This is a genomic window from Pseudomonas sp. SDO5215_S409 (assembly GCF_054071325.1).
Genome location: NZ_JBSVWN010000005.1, coordinates 123,059 through 141,501, shown reverse-complemented (window position 1 = coordinate 141,501; position 18,443 = coordinate 123,059). Strand labels below are relative to the sequence as shown.

Annotated in this window: 16 protein-coding genes; 11 read left to right on the top strand and 5 right to left on the bottom strand. The window is 62.8% G+C overall.

The features are described 5' to 3' along the window. Position 1 precedes the first annotated feature (1 nt). The 4 genes from ACW9H9_RS04475 to rimO all read right to left on the bottom strand — a co-directional run bounded on the left by ACW9H9_RS04475 (position 2) and on the right by rimO (position 3,186). Positions 2-463, bottom strand: coding sequence for a DUF1456 family protein (locus ACW9H9_RS04475; RefSeq protein ID WP_457341758.1), 462 nt, complete (start codon positions 461-463; stop codon positions 2-4). A 27-nt stretch (positions 464-490) separates the two neighbouring features. Next, positions 491-1,201, bottom strand: a complete 711-nt coding sequence (locus ACW9H9_RS04470; protein WP_457341759.1) for an rRNA pseudouridine synthase — start codon at positions 1,199-1,201, stop codon at positions 491-493. Between the two features lie 71 nt (positions 1,202-1,272). Next, positions 1,273-1,746: a GNAT family N-acetyltransferase gene (locus tag ACW9H9_RS04465; protein ID WP_457341760.1), complete on the bottom strand. Its 474-nt coding sequence runs from the start codon at positions 1,744-1,746 to the stop codon at positions 1,273-1,275. Positions 1,747-1,848: 102 nt separating this feature from the next. Next, on the bottom strand, positions 1,849-3,186 hold the full coding sequence (rimO, locus tag ACW9H9_RS04460) for a 30S ribosomal protein S12 methylthiotransferase RimO (RefSeq protein ID WP_457341761.1): 1,338 nt from the start codon (positions 3,184-3,186) through the stop codon (positions 1,849-1,851). Positions 3,187-3,471: 285 nt separating this feature from the next. Between rimO and ACW9H9_RS04455 the strand changes: the two genes are divergently transcribed. From ACW9H9_RS04455 to ACW9H9_RS04445, 3 genes are all read left to right on the top strand, one after another. Next, positions 3,472-5,373, top strand: a complete 1,902-nt coding sequence (locus tag ACW9H9_RS04455; protein WP_457341762.1) for a potassium transporter Kup — start codon at positions 3,472-3,474, stop codon at positions 5,371-5,373. 216 nt (positions 5,374-5,589) lie between these two features. Further along, positions 5,590-6,696, top strand: a complete 1,107-nt coding sequence (locus tag ACW9H9_RS04450; protein ID WP_457341763.1) for an NADH:flavin oxidoreductase/NADH oxidase — start codon at positions 5,590-5,592, stop codon at positions 6,694-6,696. A gap of 293 nt (positions 6,697-6,989) precedes the next feature. After that, the gene (locus ACW9H9_RS04445; RefSeq protein WP_457341764.1) at positions 6,990-7,175 is read left to right on the top strand and encodes a hypothetical protein; all 186 of its coding nucleotides are present in this window, start codon (positions 6,990-6,992) and stop codon (positions 7,173-7,175) included. 48 nt (positions 7,176-7,223) lie between these two features. Here ACW9H9_RS04445 and ACW9H9_RS04440 read toward each other — a convergent pair whose 3' ends face one another. After that, positions 7,224-8,849 (bottom strand): glucan biosynthesis protein D, encoded by a 1,626-nt coding sequence (locus ACW9H9_RS04440; protein ID WP_457341765.1) that lies wholly within the window; start codon positions 8,847-8,849, stop codon positions 7,224-7,226. Positions 8,850-9,146: 297 nt separating this feature from the next. Here ACW9H9_RS04440 and ACW9H9_RS04435 point away from each other — a divergent pair, with 297 nt between their 5' ends. The 8 genes from ACW9H9_RS04435 to ACW9H9_RS04400 all read left to right on the top strand — a co-directional run bounded on the left by ACW9H9_RS04435 (position 9,147) and on the right by ACW9H9_RS04400 (position 18,401). Further along, positions 9,147-9,857, top strand: a complete 711-nt coding sequence (locus ACW9H9_RS04435) for a tellurite resistance TerB family protein (protein ID WP_457341766.1) — start codon at positions 9,147-9,149, stop codon at positions 9,855-9,857. A 149-nt stretch (positions 9,858-10,006) separates the two neighbouring features. Beyond that, the gene (locus ACW9H9_RS04430; protein WP_457341767.1) at positions 10,007-11,629 is read left to right on the top strand and encodes a methyl-accepting chemotaxis protein; all 1,623 of its coding nucleotides are present in this window, start codon (positions 10,007-10,009) and stop codon (positions 11,627-11,629) included. After that, positions 11,629-12,141, top strand: a complete 513-nt coding sequence (locus ACW9H9_RS04425) for a chemotaxis protein CheW (RefSeq protein WP_457341768.1) — start codon at positions 11,629-11,631, stop codon at positions 12,139-12,141. The genes ACW9H9_RS04430 and ACW9H9_RS04425 overlap by 1 nt, the downstream gene beginning before the upstream one ends. Further along, positions 12,141-13,385, top strand: coding sequence for a CheR family methyltransferase (locus ACW9H9_RS04420; RefSeq protein ID WP_457341769.1), 1,245 nt, complete (start codon positions 12,141-12,143; stop codon positions 13,383-13,385). Before ACW9H9_RS04425 ends, ACW9H9_RS04420 begins: the two co-directional genes overlap by 1 nt. After that, complete coding sequence (locus ACW9H9_RS04415) at positions 13,382-14,068, top strand: chemotaxis protein CheW (protein WP_457341770.1); 687 nt, start codon at positions 13,382-13,384, stop codon at positions 14,066-14,068. The genes ACW9H9_RS04420 and ACW9H9_RS04415 overlap by 4 nt, the downstream gene beginning before the upstream one ends. Further along, a complete protein-coding gene (locus tag ACW9H9_RS04410; RefSeq protein ID WP_457341771.1) occupies positions 14,065-16,341 on the top strand; it encodes a response regulator in 2,277 nt (758 codons plus the stop codon). The genes ACW9H9_RS04415 and ACW9H9_RS04410 overlap by 4 nt, the downstream gene beginning before the upstream one ends. After that, the gene (cheB, locus tag ACW9H9_RS04405; protein WP_457341772.1) at positions 16,338-17,348 is read left to right on the top strand and encodes a chemotaxis-specific protein-glutamate methyltransferase CheB; all 1,011 of its coding nucleotides are present in this window, start codon (positions 16,338-16,340) and stop codon (positions 17,346-17,348) included. The genes ACW9H9_RS04410 and cheB overlap by 4 nt, the downstream gene beginning before the upstream one ends. A 51-nt stretch (positions 17,349-17,399) precedes the next feature. Next, positions 17,400-18,401: a diguanylate cyclase gene (locus tag ACW9H9_RS04400; protein WP_457341773.1), complete on the top strand. Its 1,002-nt coding sequence runs from the start codon at positions 17,400-17,402 to the stop codon at positions 18,399-18,401. The last annotated feature ends 42 nt before the right edge of the window (positions 18,402-18,443 follow it).

Below are 18,443 nucleotides of genomic sequence, written 5' to 3'. Positions count from 1 at the left end.
TTCAAGCCCTGACGCGCAGCGTCAGCCCCTTAAGGAAGTTGCGCAGCAACTGGTCGCCGCACGGGCGGTAGTTGGTGTGGCCGAATTTGCGAAACAGCGCGCTCAGTTCAGGCTTGGACACCGGAAAGTCAGCGGACTTGAGGATGGCGTGCATGTCGTCCTCTTTGAGCTCGAAGGCCACGCGCAGTTTTTTCAGGATGATGTTGTTGGTCACCGGCAGTTCGATCGGCAACGGTGGGCGGCTTTCATCCTTGCCGCGCTTGAAGATCACCAGGCCGTCCAGAAAGTGCGCCATGACCTCGTCGGGGCAGAAGACGAAGCCTTCTTCCTCGTCCTTTTTCAGGTAGGTCAGCAGGGCGTCCTTGGAGATCTCCAGGCCGCCGAGTTGGGTGATTTCGACCATCTTCTTGTCGCTGATGTCGAGCATGTAGCGCACGCTGCGCAGTACGTCGTTGTGAATCATGTGGGCAATACCGAGAAATAAGGGGGGTTAGAACTTTTCTTTGGCCGACAGATAACGCCATTGTCCCACCGGCACTTTGCCGATGGACACGCCGCCGATGCGGATACGGCGGATGGCCACCACTTTCAGGCCGACGGCCTCGCAAAACGCGGTGATCACACCCGGTTGCGGGTTTTTCAGCGCAAACCGCAGGCGGTTTTCGTTCTGCCAGCTGGCTTTGACGGCCGGTAGTTCGCGGCCTTTATACGTCAGGCCATGAGCGAGACGGTTCAGACCGTGCTCGACCATCTCACCGGCCACTTCCACCACGTATTCCTGCTCGATCTTGGCGGCATCGGCGGTCAACTTGCGCAGGATTTTCCAATCCTGGGTAAACACCAGCAGGCCGCTGGCCTTGGCCTGCAGGTCGGCACTGGCGGTCAGGCGCAGGAAGTGGCCCTTGAGCGGACGTTTACCGAAACGGTGTTCGTCCGACAAGGTGTCGGCGCTGAGGGACGCCATCGCGGTGTCCACCGTCATGCCGGCTGGCGCGTTCAGCAGCAGGGTCACAGGCTCCGGCGCGGTGGCTTTGGCCTCTGGGTCGAGCGTGACGGTCTGGGTGGTGACCTTGAACTGCGGTTCGTCGATCACTTCACCGTCCACCGAAACCCAGCCGCCTTCGATAAACAGCTCGGCCTCCCGACGGGAGCAGCCAACCAGCTCGATGAGGCGTTTGGAGAGGCGTAGAGGTTCAGTCATGACAAGGGCCGTAACAAAAGGGGGCCGCTATTGTACCTGTGTGGCGCCGGTTAAGCCCGGCCCCATTTCAGTTAGCCACGGCTGGCCTGCGGTTGCACCTGGCGCAAGCGCAGATGCAGCAATGGATAAGGCTGCCCCATGCCGTCGTGGTCGGTGCGCCCGATCACCTCGAACCCTTGCTTGAAGTAAAACCCCAGTGCCTGGGGGTTTTGTTCGTTGACGTCCAGTTGGTCGGCGTTCATGGCCTCGATGGCATAGCGCAGCAATTGCCGGCCCAGCCCTTGGCCGCGGTGGGCAGGGTGGATAAACAACATCTCGACCTTGCCCGCGGCCACCCCGGCGAACCCGGTGATGCGCAGTTGCGCATCTCGGGTGCAGATCAGCATCACCGCATCCAGATACCGGGTCAGTACCAGGTTTTTCAGCAACTGGATGTAACTCTCCGGCAGAAAATCATGGGTGGCCCGCACCGAGGCCTCCCACACCTGGGTCAATTCTGCGTAGTCACTGGATTTGGGTGTGTGGATAACCGAATGCTTGCGCATGCACGCTGCCCCTTGTCGATGATCGGCGTCGATGGGCAAACGATAGACCTAAAAAAGCCCCGCCTCTCTTCCAGAGGCAGGGCTTTTTCAAAATTTTACGGTTTACTTGCGTTCGGCCCACATGTCGTATTCGTCGGCGTCGGTCACGGTGCACCACACTTTGTCACCGGGTTGCAGACCTTCGGAGCCGTCGATAAACACGTTACCGTCGATTTCCGGCGCGTCAAAGAAGCTGCGGCCTACGGCGCCTTGCTCGTCGACTTCGTCGATCAGCACTTCGATGTCCTTGCCGATGCGCAGTTGCAGGCGCGCCGAGCTGATGGCCTGTTGGTGGGCCATGAAGCGGTCCCAGCGGTCTTGCTTGACCTCATCCGGCACGATCGCAGCGTCCAGCAGGTTGGCCGGCGCGCCTTCTACCGGCGAGTACTGGAAGCAGCCGACGCGGTCCAACTGGGCCTCGGTCAGCCAGTCCAGCAGGTACTGGAAGTCTTCTTCGGTTTCGCCGGGAAAGCCCACGATAAACGTGGAGCGGATGATCAGCTCCGGGCAGATCTGGCGCCAGTTCTTGATGCGCGCCAGGGTCTTGTCTTCAAAGGCCGGGCGTTTCATGGCTTTCAAGACTTTAGGGCTGGCGTGCTGGAACGGGATGTCCAGGTACGGCAGGATCTTGCCTTCGGCCATCAGCGGGATCAGCTCGTCCACGTGCGGGTACGGGTAAACGTAGTGCAGGCGCACCCACACGCCCAGGCTGCTAAGGGCCTGGCACAGTTCGGTCATGCGGGTTTTCACCGGCGCGCCGTTCCAGAAACCGGTGCGGTATTTCACGTCCACGCCATAGGCGCTGGTGTCCTGGGAAATCACCAGCAACTCTTTCACGCCGGATTTGACCAGGCGCTGGGCCTCGTCCAGCACATCGCCCACCGGGCGGCTGACCAGCTTGCCACGCATCGAGGGGATGATGCAGAAGCTGCAGCTGTGGTTGCAGCCTTCGGAAATCTTCAGGTAGGCGTAGTGGCGCGGGGTCAGCTTGATGCCTTGTGGCGGCACCAGGTCGATCAGCGGGTTGTGGTCCTGGCGCGGCGGCACCACTTCGTGCACGGCGTTGACCACTTGCTCGTACTGCTGCGGGCCGGTCACGGCCAGCACGCTTGGGTACACGTCGCGGATATTGCCTTCTTCCACGCCCATGCAGCCGGTGACAATCACCTTGCCGTTTTCCTTGATGGCTTCACCGATCACTTCCAGGGACTCGGCCTTGGCCGAGTCGATGAAGCCGCAGGTGTTGACCACCACCACGTCCGCGTCCTGGTAGGTGGACACCACGTCATAACCTTCCATGCGCAATTGCGTGAGGATGCGCTCGGAGTCGACGAGCGCCTTTGGGCAACCCAGGGATACAAAGCCGACCTTGGGGTTGGCTGTTGCAGGAGTGGTGGACATGTCTAACCTCGGTATTGAATGACGCCGCCGCCATCAAAGGCAGGGCAGCGGACGGGCACTGAGCGTGCCTCTGATCAAAAAGTGCGCAATTCTAGCGACGCGAATCGCTCTTGACCAGCTTTATGCAGGGAAATACGACGAGTGCTGCGCTATGCTTCGCGCCGTTGGGCTTGGGTCGCTTTCCCCGGTCAATAATTCGTCTGTAACAAGAAGTAAAACAGCGCATGCTATGCACAGTTTAGCGCTGTTTATAAAAGACCTCGGGTCAAAGGGCAGGAGTGGTTGATGGGTCAGGCAAGTAATCAGGCAGCAGGTGCCGAGCATTCCAACGCAAGGCCGATCGGCATGTTGGTGGCGGCAGTGGGGGTGGTGTACGGCGATATCGGCACCAGCCCGCTCTACACCCTAAAAGAGGTGTTCACCGGCGGTTATGGGGTGCAGGTCAATCATGACGGGGTTTTCGGAATCCTGGCGCTGATCTTCTGGTCGTTGCTCTGGGTCGTTTCGATCAAGTACGTGCTGTTTATCCTGCGCGCCGACAACCAGGGCGAGGGCGGCATCATGGCCCTGACGGCACTGGCGCGCCGGGCGGCGGCGCCGTTTCCCAAGCTGCGTTCGGTGCTGGTGATCCTCGGTCTGATCGGTGCCGCGCTGTTTTATGGCGACAGCATGATCACGCCAGCCATCTCGGTGCTCTCGGCGGTCGAGGGCCTGGAACTGGCCTTTGATGGCCTGGAGCGCTGGGTCGTGCCGCTGTCGCTGGTGGTGCTGGTGGGCCTGTTTCTCATCCAGAAACACGGCACCGACCGCATCGGCAAACTGTTCGGGCCGGTGATGGTGGTGTGGTTTCTGGTGCTGGCAGGCCTGGGTATTCACGGCATCTTGCAGCACCCCGAAGTGCTCAACGCGTTGAACCCGGTGTGGGGCGTGCGCTTTTTTGTGTCGCACCCGGGCATGGGCGTGGCGATTCTTGGCGCGGTGGTGCTGGCACTGACCGGTGCCGAAGCGCTTTACGCCGACATGGGCCACTTTGGCCGCAAGCCCATCGCCCGCGCCTGGTTCGCGCTGGTGCTGCCAGCGCTGGTGCTCAACTATTTTGGCCAGGGCGCCTTGCTGCTGGAAAACCCTGAAGCGGCGCGCAACCCGTTCTACCTGCTGGCCCCGGACTGGGCCTTGGTGCCCCTGGTGGCGCTGTCGACCCTGGCTACGGTCATCGCCTCCCAGGCGGTGATCTCCGGCGCGTTCTCCCTGACCCGCCAGGCGATCCAGCTCGGTTACATCCCGCGCATGCACATCCAGCACACCTCCAGCGCCGAGCAAGGCCAGATTTACATCGGCGCGGTGAACTGGTCGCTGATGGTCGGTGTGATCCTGCTGGTGCTGGGCTTCGAGTCGTCCAACGCCCTGGCTTCGGCCTACGGCGTGGCCGTGACCGGGACCATGTTGATCACCAGCATCCTGGTGTCGGCCGTGATGCTGCTGCTGTGGAAATGGCCGCCGGTCCTGACGATTCCGATTCTGGTCGGTTTCCTGCTGGTCGACGGGCTGTTCTTCGCCGCCAACGTGCCCAAAATCGTCCAGGGCGGCGCATTCCCGGTGCTGGCGGGGATCGTGCTGTTTGTGCTGATGACCACCTGGAAGCGCGGCAAGGAACTGTTGATGGACCGCCTCGACGAAGGCGGGCTGCCGTTACCCATCTTTATCAGCAGCATCCGCGTGCAACCGCCCCATCGTGTGCAGGGCACGGCGGTGTTCCTCACCGCCCGCCCGGACGCGGTACCCCATGCGTTGCTGCATAACCTGTTGCACAACCAGGTGCTGCATGAGCAGGTGGTTTTGCTGACCGTGGTGTACGAAGACATCCCGCGTGTGCCGGCCGCACGTCGATTCGAGGTGGATTCCTACGGCGAAGGGTTCTTCCGGGTCATACTGCATTTCGGTTTTACGGACGAGCCGGACGTACCCCAGGCGCTGAAGCTGTGCCATCTGGACGACCTGGGTTTCAGCCCGATGCGCACCACCTACTTCCTCAGCCGCGAAACCGTGATCGCCTCCAAAATCGAAGGCATGGCGCGCTGGCGCGAAGGGTTGTTCGCCTTCATGCTCAAAAACGCCAACGGCAACCTGCGCTTTTTCAAGTTGCCGGTGAACCGCGTGATCGAGCTGGGCACCCAGGTCGAAATCTGAACCGCTGCACCACGGGAGCCGGCCACCGGCTCCCGCATCCCTTCTGAACCCTCCGACTTTTCCCGTTGTCGACTAGGCTCTAAGCACTGTCTGAATAGTCCTGTGACGTCGTCATCTTTTTAGCCTGCCGGGGACAGGCCCTTCATCTTTTTGTAAAACGTCAACGCTAAGACAGAACCCTGGAGCCAGCCCACCGACTACGAGAAGAGGTGCCCCATGAGTCGTCTGCTTGAACCCTATACCCTGCGCGAATTGACCCTGCTCAACCGCATTGCCGTGTCGCCCATGTGCCAGTACTCCAGCACCGATGGCCTGGCCAATGACTGGCACCTGGTCCACCTCGGCAGCCGCGCCGTGGGCGGCTCCGGGCTGATCTTTACCGAAGCCACCGCGATCACCGCCGATGGCCGCATCACCGCCCAGGACCTGGGCCTGTGGCAAGACGCCCAAATCGAACCCCTGCAACGCATCACCCGGTTTATCGAGGCTCAAGGCGCGGTGGCGGGCATTCAACTGGCCCACGCCGGGCGCAAGGCTAGTACGCATAGACCCTGGCTCGGCAAACACGGCAGCGTCAAGCCTGAGGACGGCGGCTGGGTGCCGGTGGGCCCGTCGCCGATTGCCTTCGACCCGCAACATACCCAGCCTCGTCCGTTGGACGAAGGGCAGATCCAGCAGGTGATCGCCGACTTTGTCGCCGCCGCCCAACGCGCGCTGACCGCCGGTTTCAAGGTGGTGGAGATCCATGCCGCACACGGCTACCTGCTGCATCAGTTTTTGTCGCCGCTGAGCAACCAGCGCCAGGACGCCTACGGTGGCTCGTTTGAAAACCGCATCCGCCTGGCGCTGCAAGTGACCGAGGCAGTGCGTAAGGTCTGGCCGCAAAACTTACCGCTGTTTGTAAGGGTATCGGCCACCGACTGGGTAGAAGACGGCTGGAACCCCGACGAAACAGTCGAACTGGCGCGTCGGCTGAAAGCCCTGGGCGCAGACTTGATCGACGTGTCCTCCGGCGGCACTGCGGCCAATGCGGAAATTCCCACCGGCCCCGGCTATCAAACCCGTTTTGCCGAGCGTGTGCGCAAAGAGTCGGGCATCGCCACCGGCACTGTCGGCATGATTACCGAACCTGCCCAGGCCGAGCACATCCTGCGCACCTGCCAGGCCGACATTATTTTTCTTGCCCGCGAACTGCTGCGGGACCCGTACTGGCCGCTGCATGCCGACGATGATCTGGGCGGACGCCTGGCCACCTGGCCCGCCCAGTACCAGCGGGCGACACACCGGAATCAGCCGATTCACGAGTCCGACCTGCGGGACTGATCCTGCCTACGGTCGCTCAGAACCCACCGCTGATCCCGGTGGGTTTTTTCTTACCTGCTCTGTCAGCCCGATCCCGCCTTGTGGGATAACGCCGTAGGTCATTGCGCCTGAAGCGTTTTTTCAAGTGATTGCTCTAAAAAAATCTCACACCCGGCGGGATAGTTTCTACGCTTACCAGTAAGTCTGATTTCTGGCCCAGGGAGTCAGTCGGTGTGTCCCGGCAGACATTGCGTTTCAGGGGGCAACGGTGATGGGCAGCAGGAGCAGTTGACTGATACGAGGAGAAACAGTCCATGACCAAGTCTTATGGTGTAGCGGGCGCTGTCACGTCTTTTCTGGCCCGCCGGGTGTCTTGGCGCGGGCGAAAGCTGAGTGCCGACGAGGCCGAATTGCTGGAGCAGTACCGCGCGTTGACCGAGAACGATCAGGTGGCGATGCGCTATTTGATCGGGGCGATGAAGAGTGTGTCGCGGTTCTGAACGGGCGGGAATGTTCCCACGCCGCGAGGGGCGTGGGAACGGCCTGCATCAGGTGTATTTGCGCTTGTCCGGCGCCGGGGGGAAGTACTGGTACAGCCAGGTTTCACTCAAGGTGCGGTCGTTGGTGCGGATAAACAGGCGCAATTCCACCGGCGCCACGCTGTCGCTGGTGGGGTGCCAGTCGAACAGGATGCGGTAGCCCTTGATGTTGTCGAGCACCAGCACGCTGAAGTCTTTGACTTCGCCATGGGAGCAGGTCACCACCGGCTCGATCCCGGTGCCGGCCGGCAAGCGGTCGAGGCCGCCGCCTTTGAAGTCCACGGCAAAACGGCGCGCCCACACGTCGGGGTAGTGTTCGCCCGGGGCCCAGCCTTCTGTAAAACCGCCCATGCCCGAGCGGGTGGCATCGACTTGCGCCAACGGCGTGCTCACCGGGGGCAAGGCGCTCCAGTAGAGCTTGTAGCCGTAGTTCAGCGAGTCACCGGCGGCCACTGGTTTTTTCGGCGTCCAGAACGCCACGATGTTGTCCAGCGTCTCGCCGGTGGTAGGGATTTCCAACAGGTCGACAGAGCCTTCGCCCCATGCGGTTGTAGGTTCTACCCACAGGCTTGGCCGTTTGCTGTACCAGTCCACCGTGTCCTGGTAACTCTCGAAGGTGTGGTCGGTCTGCACCAGGCCGAAGCCTTTCGGGTCTTTGTCGGCGAACGCGTTGAACTGCAAGGTGGCCGGGTTGTTCAGCGGGCGGCAGATCCACTCGCCGTTGCCGCGCCACATTGCCAGGCGGTCCGAGTCGTGGATTTGCGGGTGGAGGGTGTCGCACATCCGCCGCTCGTGGGTGCCGCAACTGAACATGCTGGTCATCGGCGCGATGCCCAGTTGTTCGATGGCGGTGCGCGCATTAATGTGGGCGTCGATGGCCATGACCACCTGGGTGGCCTGGCAATCGATGTCAAAGCGGTAGGCGCCGGTGGCGCTGGGCGAGTCCAGCAGGGCGTAGACCACAAAACGGGTGGCGTTCTTGTCGGGCGTCTCGAACCAGAACTGGGTGAAGTCGGGGAACTCTTCGCGTTTTTTCGCGTAGGTGTCGATGGCCAGGCCACGGGCCGACAGGCCGTACTGGCCGGTATTGTCCACCGCCCGGAAGTAACTGGCGCCCAGAAAGGACACCACGTCATGCCGGTCCAGCTCCGGGGCCTTGAACAGCTTGAAGCCGGAGAAGCCCAGGTCGCCCCCTAGCTGCTGGGTGTCCACCGTGGTTTTTTCATAGTTGAACAGCGACGGACGAAAGTGCACCTCGCGGGCTTCATGGGTCTTGGGGTTCACGCTGTGCATGCGCACCGGGGTCTTGAACCCCATGCCCACATGGAAAAACTGCACATCCAGCTGGCCGTTCAGCTCTTTCCACAACGAATGCTGGCCGTCGTAGCCAATGGCGTTGAAGTTCTGCGGGGTCATATTCGCCAGGGTCGGCGGCAATGTTTGCTTGGTGTCGCGGTAGGCCGTCCCGGCCAATTGCTTGGCTTGCGCCTTGAGCGTCTCGAAATCAAAAGCCTTGGCTTGCCCATCAGCGGCGCGGTTGCCCGCCCAGGCGCGGGCGGCCAGCAGGCCACTGGCCGACAGACCGGTGTAAGCCGCAATGGCCATGGACGCTTTGAGCAAATTCCTGCGTTGCATAAATACAACCTGTCGTGAACAATCCCGCGCCTTTCCTGGCACGTGCCGGATCAGAAATTACGGTTCGGACATGCCTTCGGCCAAACGCAACGAACAATAAACAGAACCTCAATAGCTTAAGGGGTTCGGTGGCTCAGGAAAAATGATTGATAGCGGGGTGATGGCGCCGCATCTGATACAAGACATTTCCAGTAGCACTCACCTGCGTTACATCTGGAAGCACTCTAGGCCAGGGGCTTTCTGCGACTTGGTTTTACGCTGGAAGGCGTTTTGAACCCAAGTGTCTGGAGGTAGCGCATGAATACCCGTGGATTGCTCGACCAATTGCTCAAGTCTGGCCAACAAATGTTGCAAAACCAAGCGGGCGCCCCGCGTAACAATGACGACAAGGGCGCGCTGGGCGGCCTGCTGGGCAGTGGCGGGCTCGGCAGCCTGCTCGGCGGCGCTGGCGGCGGCGCCCTGGCGGCCGGTGCGATGGGGTTGCTGTTGGGTAACAAGAAGGCCCGAAAGTTCGGCGGCAAGGCGCTGGCCTATGGGGGGCTGGCGGCGCTGGGGGTGATTGCCTACAAGGCTTACGGAAACTGGCAGGCTCAACAGGCCGGTGCACCGCAGGGGGAGCCGCAAACCATCGATCGGTTGCCTGCGGCGCAGGCCGAGCAACATAGCCAGGCCATCCTCAAGGCCCTGGTGGCGGCGGCCAAGGCCGATGGGCATGTCGATGAGCGCGAGCGAGCGCTGATCGAGGGGGAGTTCACCCGCCTGGACAGCGATCAACAGTTGCAGCAATGGCTGCACGCCGAACTCAACAAGCCCCTGGACCCTGTCGATGTAGCCCGCGCCGCCGCCACGCCGGAAATGGCCGCCGAGATGTACGTGGCCAGCGTGATGCTGGTCGACGAGGAAAGCTTCATGGAAAAGTCCTACCTGGACGAACTCGCCCGTCAGCTCAGGCTGGCCCCCTGCTTGAAGGCCGAGCTGGAACAACAGGTGCGCCAAGCCAGCGCATGACCCCCATTTCCAGGCCAGAACACCCCGGCGGCGTTACAGCCCCGGGGTGTTTTTGTATTCCCTGAGACATCTCCTACAAGCCATTGATTAATGATGGCACTTGCTCAGCTATACTCCCCCCATTTTGAATGGCCTTTCGAGGAATTACTGTGAAGAACTGGACCTTGCGCCAAAGGATTTTGGCGAGCTTTGCGGTCATCATCGCGATCATGCTGTTGATGGTGGTGGTGTCGTATTCACGCTTGCTCAAGATCGAGTCCAGTGAAGAGTCGGTGCGCGACGATGCCGTTCCCGGGGTTTACCTGAGCTCGATGATCCGCAGCGCCTGGGTCGACAGCTACCTCGACACCCTCGACATCATTGGCCTGCGCAAGGACAAAGTGGTCACCGAGGCCGACAAGGCCGACTTCAAGACGTTTGAAGCGCGCATCGTCGAACAGATGGCCAACTACGAAAAAACCATCAATGGCGACATCGACCGTGCAGAGTTCAACCAGTTTGAAACCTTGCACCAGGCCTACAACAAGGCGCTGGACGGTGTGCTTGATGCCCTGCAGCGCCAAGACCTCGCCACTGCCCGCAAAGTGTTCGACGAGCAACTGACGCCTACCTGGACCGCAGGCCGCGTCAAGCTCAATGAGATCATCACCGAAAACAAAAACGTCGCTGATCGTGCGACTAACGCCATCGATGACTCGGTATCGGCCGCCAAAATCAGCATGGGGGTGTCGCTGATCCTGGCCATTCTGGCGGCTGGCCTGTGTGGCCTGCTGTTGATGCGCGCGATCATGGCGCCGATGAAGCGCATCGTCGACATCCTCGAAACCATGCGCACGGGCGACCTGAGCAAGCGCCTGAACCTTGAGCGCAAGGATGAGTTCGGCGCGGTAGAAACCGGCTTCAACGACATGATGACTGAGCTGACCGCCCTGGTGTCCCAGGCACAGCGCTCGTCGGTGCAGGTGACCACCTCGGTCACCGAAATTGCCGCCACCTCCAAGCAGCAGCAGGCCACCGCCACCGAAACCGCCGCGACCACCACCGAGATCGGTGCCACGTCCCGGGAAATCGCCGCCACTTCCAAGGACCTGGTGCGCACCATGACCGAAGTGTCCACCGCCGCCGACCAGGCCTCGGTGGCCGCAGGTTCCGGCCAGCAGGGCCTGGCGCGCATGGAAGAAACCATGCACTCGGTGATGGGCGCCGCCGATCTTGTGAACGCCAAGCTGGCGATCCTCAATGAGAAAGCCGGCAACATCAACCAGGTGGTGGTGACCATCGTCAAAGTGGCCGACCAGACCAACCTGCTGTCCCTCAACGCGGCGATCGAAGCCGAAAAGGCCGGTGAATACGGCCGTGGTTTTGCCGTGGTGGCCACCGAAGTGCGTCGCCTCGCCGACCAGACCGCCGTGGCCACCTACGACATCGAGCAAATGGTGCGCGAGATCCAGTCGGCGGTGTCGGCGGGCGTGATGGGTATGGACAAGTTCTCTGAAGAAGTGCGCCGCGGCATGTTTGAAGTGCAGCAAGTGGGCGAGCAGCTGTCGCAGATCATTCATCAGGTGCAGGCCCTGGCGCCACGTGTGCTGATGGTCAACGAAGGCATGCAGGCCCAGGCCACCGGCGCCGAGCAGATCAACCATGCGCTGGTGCAATTGGGCGATGCCAGCAGCCAGACCGTGGAGTCGTTGCGCCAGGCCAGTTTTGCCATTGACGAGCTGAGCCAGGTCGCTGTCGGCCTGCGCAGCGGCGTGTCGCGATTTAAAGTCTGATGAGCGAGCCTGCGGCGAGACGCGGTGCCGTTGCGGCCGCGAAAAAAGTGTTGTTCCTGGTGTTTCATGTCGGCCCTGAACGCTATGCGCTCAAGGCCACGCAAGTGGCCGAAGTGCTGCCGCGCCTGCCGCTCAAGCCTATCGCCCATGCACCTGCCTGGGTCGCCGGGATCTTTGCCCATCGCGGGGTGATGGTGCCGGTCATCGATCTCAGTGCGCTGACCTTTGGCACGCCCGCTCAGGCCCGCACCAGTACACGCCTGGTGTTGGTCAACTATCAGCCACAGGTGCACCTGCCCGCGCGCTGGTTGGGGTTGATCCTTGAGCAGGCCACCGACACCCTGCGGTGCGACCCGGCCGAATTCCAGCCCTATGGGCTGGATAACCGCCAGGCGCCTTACCTGGGGCCGGTGCGCGAAGACGCCCAGGGTTTGATGCAATGGATCGGCGTGACCGACCTGCTGACCCCGGACGTACAGGCCTTGCTGTTCGCGGCGGGCGAGGAGGGCTGATGGAAGGCGACCCGCGTTTCATCGACTTCCTCAAGTCACGCATCGGCCTGGACGTCGCCTCGGTGGGCGAAGCCATCATCGAGCGCGCCGTGCGCCAGCGCAGCCAGGCGTTGTACATGAGCAGCACCGAGGACTACTGGACGCGCTTGCAGAGCTGCACCGACGAGCAGCAAGCGCTGATCGAAGCGGTGATCGTGCCCGAAACCTGGTTTTTCCGTTATCCGGAATCCTTTGCCACCCTCGCCCGGCTGGCGGTGGCGCGCCTGGCCGAGATCCGGCAAATGCGCGCCCTGCGTATCCTCAGCCTGCCGTGCTCCACCGGCGAGGAGCCTTATTCGATTGCCATGGCGTTGTTGGATGCGGGCCTGGCGCCCCACCAGTTCAAGGTGCTGGGCATGGACGTCAGCCCCTTGTCGATCGAGCGGGCGCGGCGCGGGGTGTACGGCAAAAATTCGTTTCGCGGCCAGGCTCTCGAGTTCCGGGACCGGCATTTCACCGAGCAGGGCGAGGGCTACCTGATGGCCGAGCGGGTGCGTGAGCAAGTGCGCCTGCAAGTCGGCAACCTGCTGGACCCTAAGCTGCTGGTGAGCGAGCCCACCTACGACTTTGTGTTTTGCCGCAACCTGCTGATCTATTTCGACCAGCCCACCCAGCGCCAGGTGTTTGAAGTGCTCAAAGGGCTGACTCACGTCGACGGCGTGCTGTTTATCGGCCCCGCCGAAGGCAGCCTGCTGGGCCGCCTGGGCATGCGCTCCATCGGGGCGCCGCAGTCTTTTGCGTTCAGTCGGCAGGTTGGGCCGCCCATGCCTGCGCCGACGTTCGCACCGCTGCCCGCGCCGACGCCCCAGCGCAGTGCCGCGCCCCTGCCTGCCAAGCCCCGACCGTTCAGCCCGGCGAATGCGCGGGTGGTGCCCATGGCCGCGGTGCAATCGGATGCCGGGGACCTGCTCGGGCAGATCGCCACACTGGCCAACGAGGGCAAGACCGCCGAAGCCCGCGCCGCCTGCGAGCGCTTTTTGCAGGACCACCCGCCTGTGGCGCAGGTGTTCTACTGGCTGGGCCTGCTCAGCGATGTGGCCGGTAGCGCGCTGGAGGCCCAGGGTTATTACCGCAAGGCCCTGTACCTGGAGCCGCAGCACCCCCAGGCCTTGATGCACCTGGCGGTGTTGCTCCAATCCCAGGGCGATGTCGCTGGCGCCCGCCGTTTGCAGGCCCGTGCCGCCCGCAGTGAGCGTAAACAATGACACTAGACCCCGGCTTGAACCTGATTTTGGCCGACGCCCAGGCCATCGATGATTGCTGGAACCGCATCGGCATTCATGGCGACAAGTCCTGCCCGTTGCTGGACGACCACATTCATTGCCGCAATTGCTCGGTGTATTCGGCGGCGGCCACGCGTTTGCTCGACCGCTACGCCCTGCAGCAGGAAGACCGGCGGCCGGCGGCGGTGGCCGAGGCGGACGATGAGGTGGTCACCCGCTCCCTATTAATGTTCCGCCTGGGCGAGGAGTGGCTGGGCATCGCCACCCGCTGCCTGGTGGAAGTGGCACCGTTGCAGCCGATTCATTCGCTGCCGCACCAGCGCTCCCGGGCGCTGCTGGGCGTGGCAAATGTGCGCGGCGCGCTGGTGGCGTGCCTGTCGCTGGTGGAGCTGTTGGGGCTGGACCCGTCCAGCAGCGGCGCCACGGGCGGGCGCGTGATGCCGCGCATGCTGATCATCGCCGCGCAGGACGGCCCGGTGGTGGTGCCGGTCGATGAAGTCGACGGCATCCACGCCATTGACGAGCGCACCTTAAAGGCCGCTTCGCTCTCTGGCACCGAAGGCTCCGCCCGCTATACCCAAGGCGTATTGCCCTTCAAAGGCCGCAGCCTGCGTTGGCTGGACGAGACGCAATTGTTGTCCGCCGTGACCCGGAGCCTCACATGACCCCCGACCAGATGCGCGACGCCTCCCTGCTGGAGCTGTTCAGCCTGGAGGCCGACGCCCAGACCCAAGTGCTCAGCGCGGGCTTGCTGGCCCTGGAACGCAACCCCACCCAGGCCGACCAGCTCGAGGCCTGCATGCGCGCCGCCCACTCACTCAAAGGGGCGGCGCGAATCGTGGGGGTAGACGCGGGCGTCAGCGTGTCTCACGTGATGGAAGACTGCCTGGTCAGCGCCCAGGAACGCCGCCTTTACCTGCAACCTGAACACATTGATGCATTGCTGCAGGGCACCGACCTGCTCATGCGTATCGCGACACCGGGCAACAGCGTGGGGCCTGCGGATGTCGAAGGATACGTGGCATTAATGGCGCGTTTGCTCGACCCCTCGCAGGCGGGTGCCAAGGTCGCTGCGCCCCCGCCGGCCCCCGCGCCGGTGACTGAAGCGTTGCCGGTGCTGGCGCCGGAACCCGAGCCTGCGCCGCCCGTGACGGCCGACGTGCCGCGCAGCAAGCGCATGACCGAAGGCGGCGAGCGGGTCTTGCGGGTCACCGCCGAGCGCTTGAACAGCCTGCTCGACCTGTCGAGCAAGTCGTTGGTGGAAACCCAGCGGCTCAAGCCCTACCTGGGCAGCCTGCAACGGCTCAAGCGGATCCAGAGCAACACCGCCCGCGCCCTGGACAACCTCGACGGCCAACTCAAGACCGTCGATCTGGGCCTGGAAGCCCAGGAAGCCCTGGCCGACGCCCGTCGCTTACTCGGCGAAGCCCAGCTGTTGCTGGCGCAAAAGACCGCTGAACTGGACGAGTTCGGCTGGCAGGCCGGGCAGCGCGCCCAGGTGCTGTATGACACGGCGCTGGCCTGTCGCATGCGGCCCTTCGCCGATGTGCTGGCTGGCCAGGTCAGGATGGTGCGGGACTTGGGGCGCAGCCTTGGCAAGCAGGTGCGCCTGGAGATCGAGGGCGAGAAAACCCAGGTAGACCGCGACGTGCTGGAAAAGCTCGAAGCGCCGCTGACCCATTTATTGCGCAACGCCGTCGATCATGGCATCGAAATGCCCGAACAGCGCCTGCTCAAGGGCAAGCCTGCCGAAGGGGTGATCCGCCTGCGCGCCTCGCACCAGGCCGGTTTGCTGGTGCTGGAGTTGAGCGATGACGGCGGTGGCGTTGACCTGGAGCGCCTGCGCGCGAGCATCGTTGACCGCCACCTGACGCCGGTGGACACCGCCCTGCGCCTGAGCGAAGAAGAACTGCTGACGTTCCTGTTCTTGCCCGGCTTCAGCCTGCGCGACACCGTCACCGAGGTGTCCGGGCGTGGCGTGGGCCTGGACGCGGTGCAACACATGGTGCGCCAGCTGCGCGGCGCGGTGGTGCTGGAGCAGACCGCCGGGCAGGGCAGCCGTTTTCATCTGGAAGTGCCATTGACCTTGTCGGTGGTGCGCAGCCTGGTGGTGGAAGTGGGCGAAGAAGCCTACGCGTTCCCGCTGGCCCACATCGAACGCATGTGCGACCTGGCGCCCGACGACATCGTGCAACTGGAAGGCCGCCAGCATTTTTGGCACGAAGGGCGGCATGTCGGCCTGGTAGCGGCGAGCCAGTTGTTGCAACGCCCGGCCGGGCAGAACGGTGAGGACACCCTCAAGGTGGTGGTGATCCGCGAGCGTGAGGCGGTCTACGGGATTGCCGTGGAGCGCTTCATCGGTGAGCGCACGCTGGTGGTGCTGCCGCTGGATGCCCGGCTGGGCAAGGTGCAGGACATTTCGGCGGGCGCGCTGCTCGATGACGGCTCGGTGGTGCTGATCGTCGACGTCGAAGACATGCTGCGCTCGGTGGACAAGCTGCTCAATACCGGCCGCCTGGAGCGCATCGCCCGGCGCACCCAGCAAACGCTGGAAGTGCCGCGCAAGCGTATCCTGGTGGTCGACGACTCGCTGACCGTGCGCGAGTTGCAACGCAAATTGTTACTCAATCGCGGTTATGAAGTGGCGGTGGCGGTCGATGGCATGGACGGTTGGAACGCATTGCGCTCAGAGGACTTTGACCTGCTCATCACCGACATTGATATGCCGCGCATGGACGGTATCGAACTGGTCACACTGTTGCGGCGCGACACGCGCTTGCAGTCGCTGCCGGTGATGGTGGTTTCCTATAAGGATCGCGAAGAAGACCGCCGCCGTGGGCTCGATGCCGGGGCCGACTATTACTTGGCCAAGGCCAGTTTTCATGACGATGCCCTGCTCGACGCAGTGGTTGAGCTGATCGGAGGAGCCCGTGCATGAGGATTGCGATCGTCAATGACATGCCCCTGGCGGTAGAGGCGTTGCGCCGGGCGTTAAGCCTGGAACCGGCCCACCAGGTGGTGTGGGTGGCCAGTAATGGCCAAGAGGCCGTGAATTGCTGCGCCGAGCTGACGCCAGACCTGATCCTGATGGACCTGATCATGCCGGTGATGGATGGCGTAGAGGCTACGCGGCAGATCATGGCCCACACCCCGTGCGCGATTCTGATCGTCACGGTGGACCGCCAGGCCAACGTCAGCCGGGTGTTCGAGGCCATGGGCCATGGCGCGCTGGACGTGGTCGACACCCCTGCGCTGGGCGTGGGCAACCCTCGGGACGCCGCGGCGCCGCTGTTGCGCAAGATCCAGAACATTGGCTGGCTGGTGGGGCAGCGCGGCAGTCGCGTGCGCACGGAGCCTGCGATTGCGCGCATCATGGGCAAGCGCCAGAGCCTGGTGGCCATCGGCTCGTCGGCGGGCGGGCCAGCGGCGCTCGAGTTGCTGCTCAAAGGCTTGCCGCGAGACTTCACACCCGCCATCGTGCTGGTGCAGCATGTGGACCAGGTGTTTGCCGCCGGGATGGCACAATGGTTGAGCAGTGCCTCCAGCCTGCCGGTGCGCCTGGCGCGCGAAGGCGAGCCGCCGCAAAGTGGCGTGGTGCTGCTGGCGGGCACCAACCACCATATCCGTCTGCTCAAAAACGGTACGCTCGCCTACACCGCCGAGCCGGTGAACGAAATCTATCGGCCGTCCATCGATGTGTTTTTTGAAAGTGTCGCCAGCCACTGGAACGGTGATGCGGTCGGTGTGTTACTGACCGGCATGGGGCGCGACGGGGCTCAAGGACTTAAATTGATGCGTCAGCAAGGTTATCTGACCATCGCTCAGGATCAGCACAGCAGCGCGGTGTATGGCATGCCCAAGGCAGCGGCAGCCATCGACGCAGCGGTTGAAATTCGCCCATTGAACACAATTGCGCCACGATTGCTGGAGGTATTCGCCAAATGACTGATATCCCTCGCTGTTCTGGCCGGCAAGCAGTAACTCAGGTGACCGCACATGAATGATTTACAACTGGACGGTTTCAAGACCGACGAAAACGCCGCCATGGTGTTGCTGGTCGACGACCAGGCGATGATCGGCGAAGCCGTTCGGCGCGGGCTGGCCCATGAAGAAAACATCGACTTCCACTTTTGCGCCGATCCGCACCAGGCCATTGCCCAGGCGATCCGCATCAAGCCGACGGTGATCCTGCAAGACCTGGTCATGCCGGGCCTGGACGGCCTGACGCTGGTGCGCGAATACCGCAACCACCCGGCCACGCAGGACATCCCGATCATCGTGCTGTCCACCAAGGAAGACCCGCTGATCAAGAGCGCGGCGTTTGCCGCCGGGGCCAACGACTACCTGGTCAAGCTGCCGGACAACATCGAGTTGGTGGCGCGCATTCGCTACCACTCGCGCTCCTACATGATGTTGTTGCAGCGCGACGCCGCCTACCGGGCGCTGCGGGTCAGCCAGCAGCAGTTGCTGGACACCAACCTGGTGCTGCAGCGGCTGATGAACTCCGACGGGCTGACCGGGCTGTCCAACCGCCGGCATTTCGACGAATACCTGGAACTGGAGTGGCGCCGGGCCATGCGTGACCAGAGCCAGCTGTCGTTGCTGATGATCGACGTGGACTTTTTCAAGAGCTACAACGACAGCTTTGGCCACCTGGAAGGCGATGAAGCGCTGCGCAAGGTGGCGGCGACCATTCGCGAGGCCAGCAGCCGGCCTTCGGATTTACCGGCGCGTTATGGCGGTGAAGAGTTTGCGCTGGTGCTGCCCAGCACCTCCCACGGTGGGGCGCGGCTGGTGGCAGAGAAGCTGCGCCAGGCAGTGGCTGGGTTGAAAATCCCGCATATCGCACCGACCCAAGGGGCCAGCCTGACCATCAGCATTGGCCTGTCCACCATGACGCCGCTGCAGGGCACCGATTGCCGCCAGTTGATTTCATCGGCCGACAAGGGCTTGTACCTGGCCAAGCACAACGGGCGTAACCAGGTGGGCATCGAGTGACCCCGGCGCGCTGCAAAACCCGAAAGCGCGGGCAGGCCTGAT

What these genes read in the sequence shown, in the direction of transcription:
- ACW9H9_RS04475 (WP_457341758.1), bottom strand. Translation starts at nt 463, where the DNA reads ATGATTCACAACGACGTACTGCGCAGCGTGCGCTACATGCTCGACATC.
- ACW9H9_RS04470 (WP_457341759.1), bottom strand. Translation starts at nt 1,201, where the DNA reads ATGACTGAACCTCTACGCCTCTCCAAACGCCTCATCGAGCTGGTTGGC.
- ACW9H9_RS04465 (WP_457341760.1), bottom strand. Translation starts at nt 1,746, where the DNA reads ATGCGCAAGCATTCGGTTATCCACACACCCAAATCCAGTGACTACGCA.
- rimO (WP_457341761.1), bottom strand. Translation starts at nt 3,186, where the DNA reads ATGTCCACCACTCCTGCAACAGCCAACCCCAAGGTCGGCTTTGTATCC.
- ACW9H9_RS04455 (WP_457341762.1), top strand. Translation starts at nt 3,472, where the DNA reads ATGGGTCAGGCAAGTAATCAGGCAGCAGGTGCCGAGCATTCCAACGCA.
- ACW9H9_RS04450 (WP_457341763.1), top strand. Translation starts at nt 5,590, where the DNA reads ATGAGTCGTCTGCTTGAACCCTATACCCTGCGCGAATTGACCCTGCTC.
- ACW9H9_RS04445 (WP_457341764.1), top strand. Translation starts at nt 6,990, where the DNA reads ATGACCAAGTCTTATGGTGTAGCGGGCGCTGTCACGTCTTTTCTGGCC.
- ACW9H9_RS04440 (WP_457341765.1), bottom strand. Translation starts at nt 8,849, where the DNA reads ATGCAACGCAGGAATTTGCTCAAAGCGTCCATGGCCATTGCGGCTTAC.
- ACW9H9_RS04435 (WP_457341766.1), top strand. Translation starts at nt 9,147, where the DNA reads ATGAATACCCGTGGATTGCTCGACCAATTGCTCAAGTCTGGCCAACAA.
- ACW9H9_RS04425 (WP_457341768.1), top strand. Translation starts at nt 11,629, where the DNA reads ATGAGCGAGCCTGCGGCGAGACGCGGTGCCGTTGCGGCCGCGAAAAAA.
- ACW9H9_RS04420 (WP_457341769.1), top strand. Translation starts at nt 12,141, where the DNA reads ATGGAAGGCGACCCGCGTTTCATCGACTTCCTCAAGTCACGCATCGGC.
- ACW9H9_RS04415 (WP_457341770.1), top strand. Translation starts at nt 13,382, where the DNA reads ATGACACTAGACCCCGGCTTGAACCTGATTTTGGCCGACGCCCAGGCC.
- ACW9H9_RS04410 (WP_457341771.1), top strand. Translation starts at nt 14,065, where the DNA reads ATGACCCCCGACCAGATGCGCGACGCCTCCCTGCTGGAGCTGTTCAGC.
- cheB (WP_457341772.1), top strand. Translation starts at nt 16,338, where the DNA reads ATGAGGATTGCGATCGTCAATGACATGCCCCTGGCGGTAGAGGCGTTG.
- ACW9H9_RS04400 (WP_457341773.1), top strand. Translation starts at nt 17,400, where the DNA reads ATGAATGATTTACAACTGGACGGTTTCAAGACCGACGAAAACGCCGCC.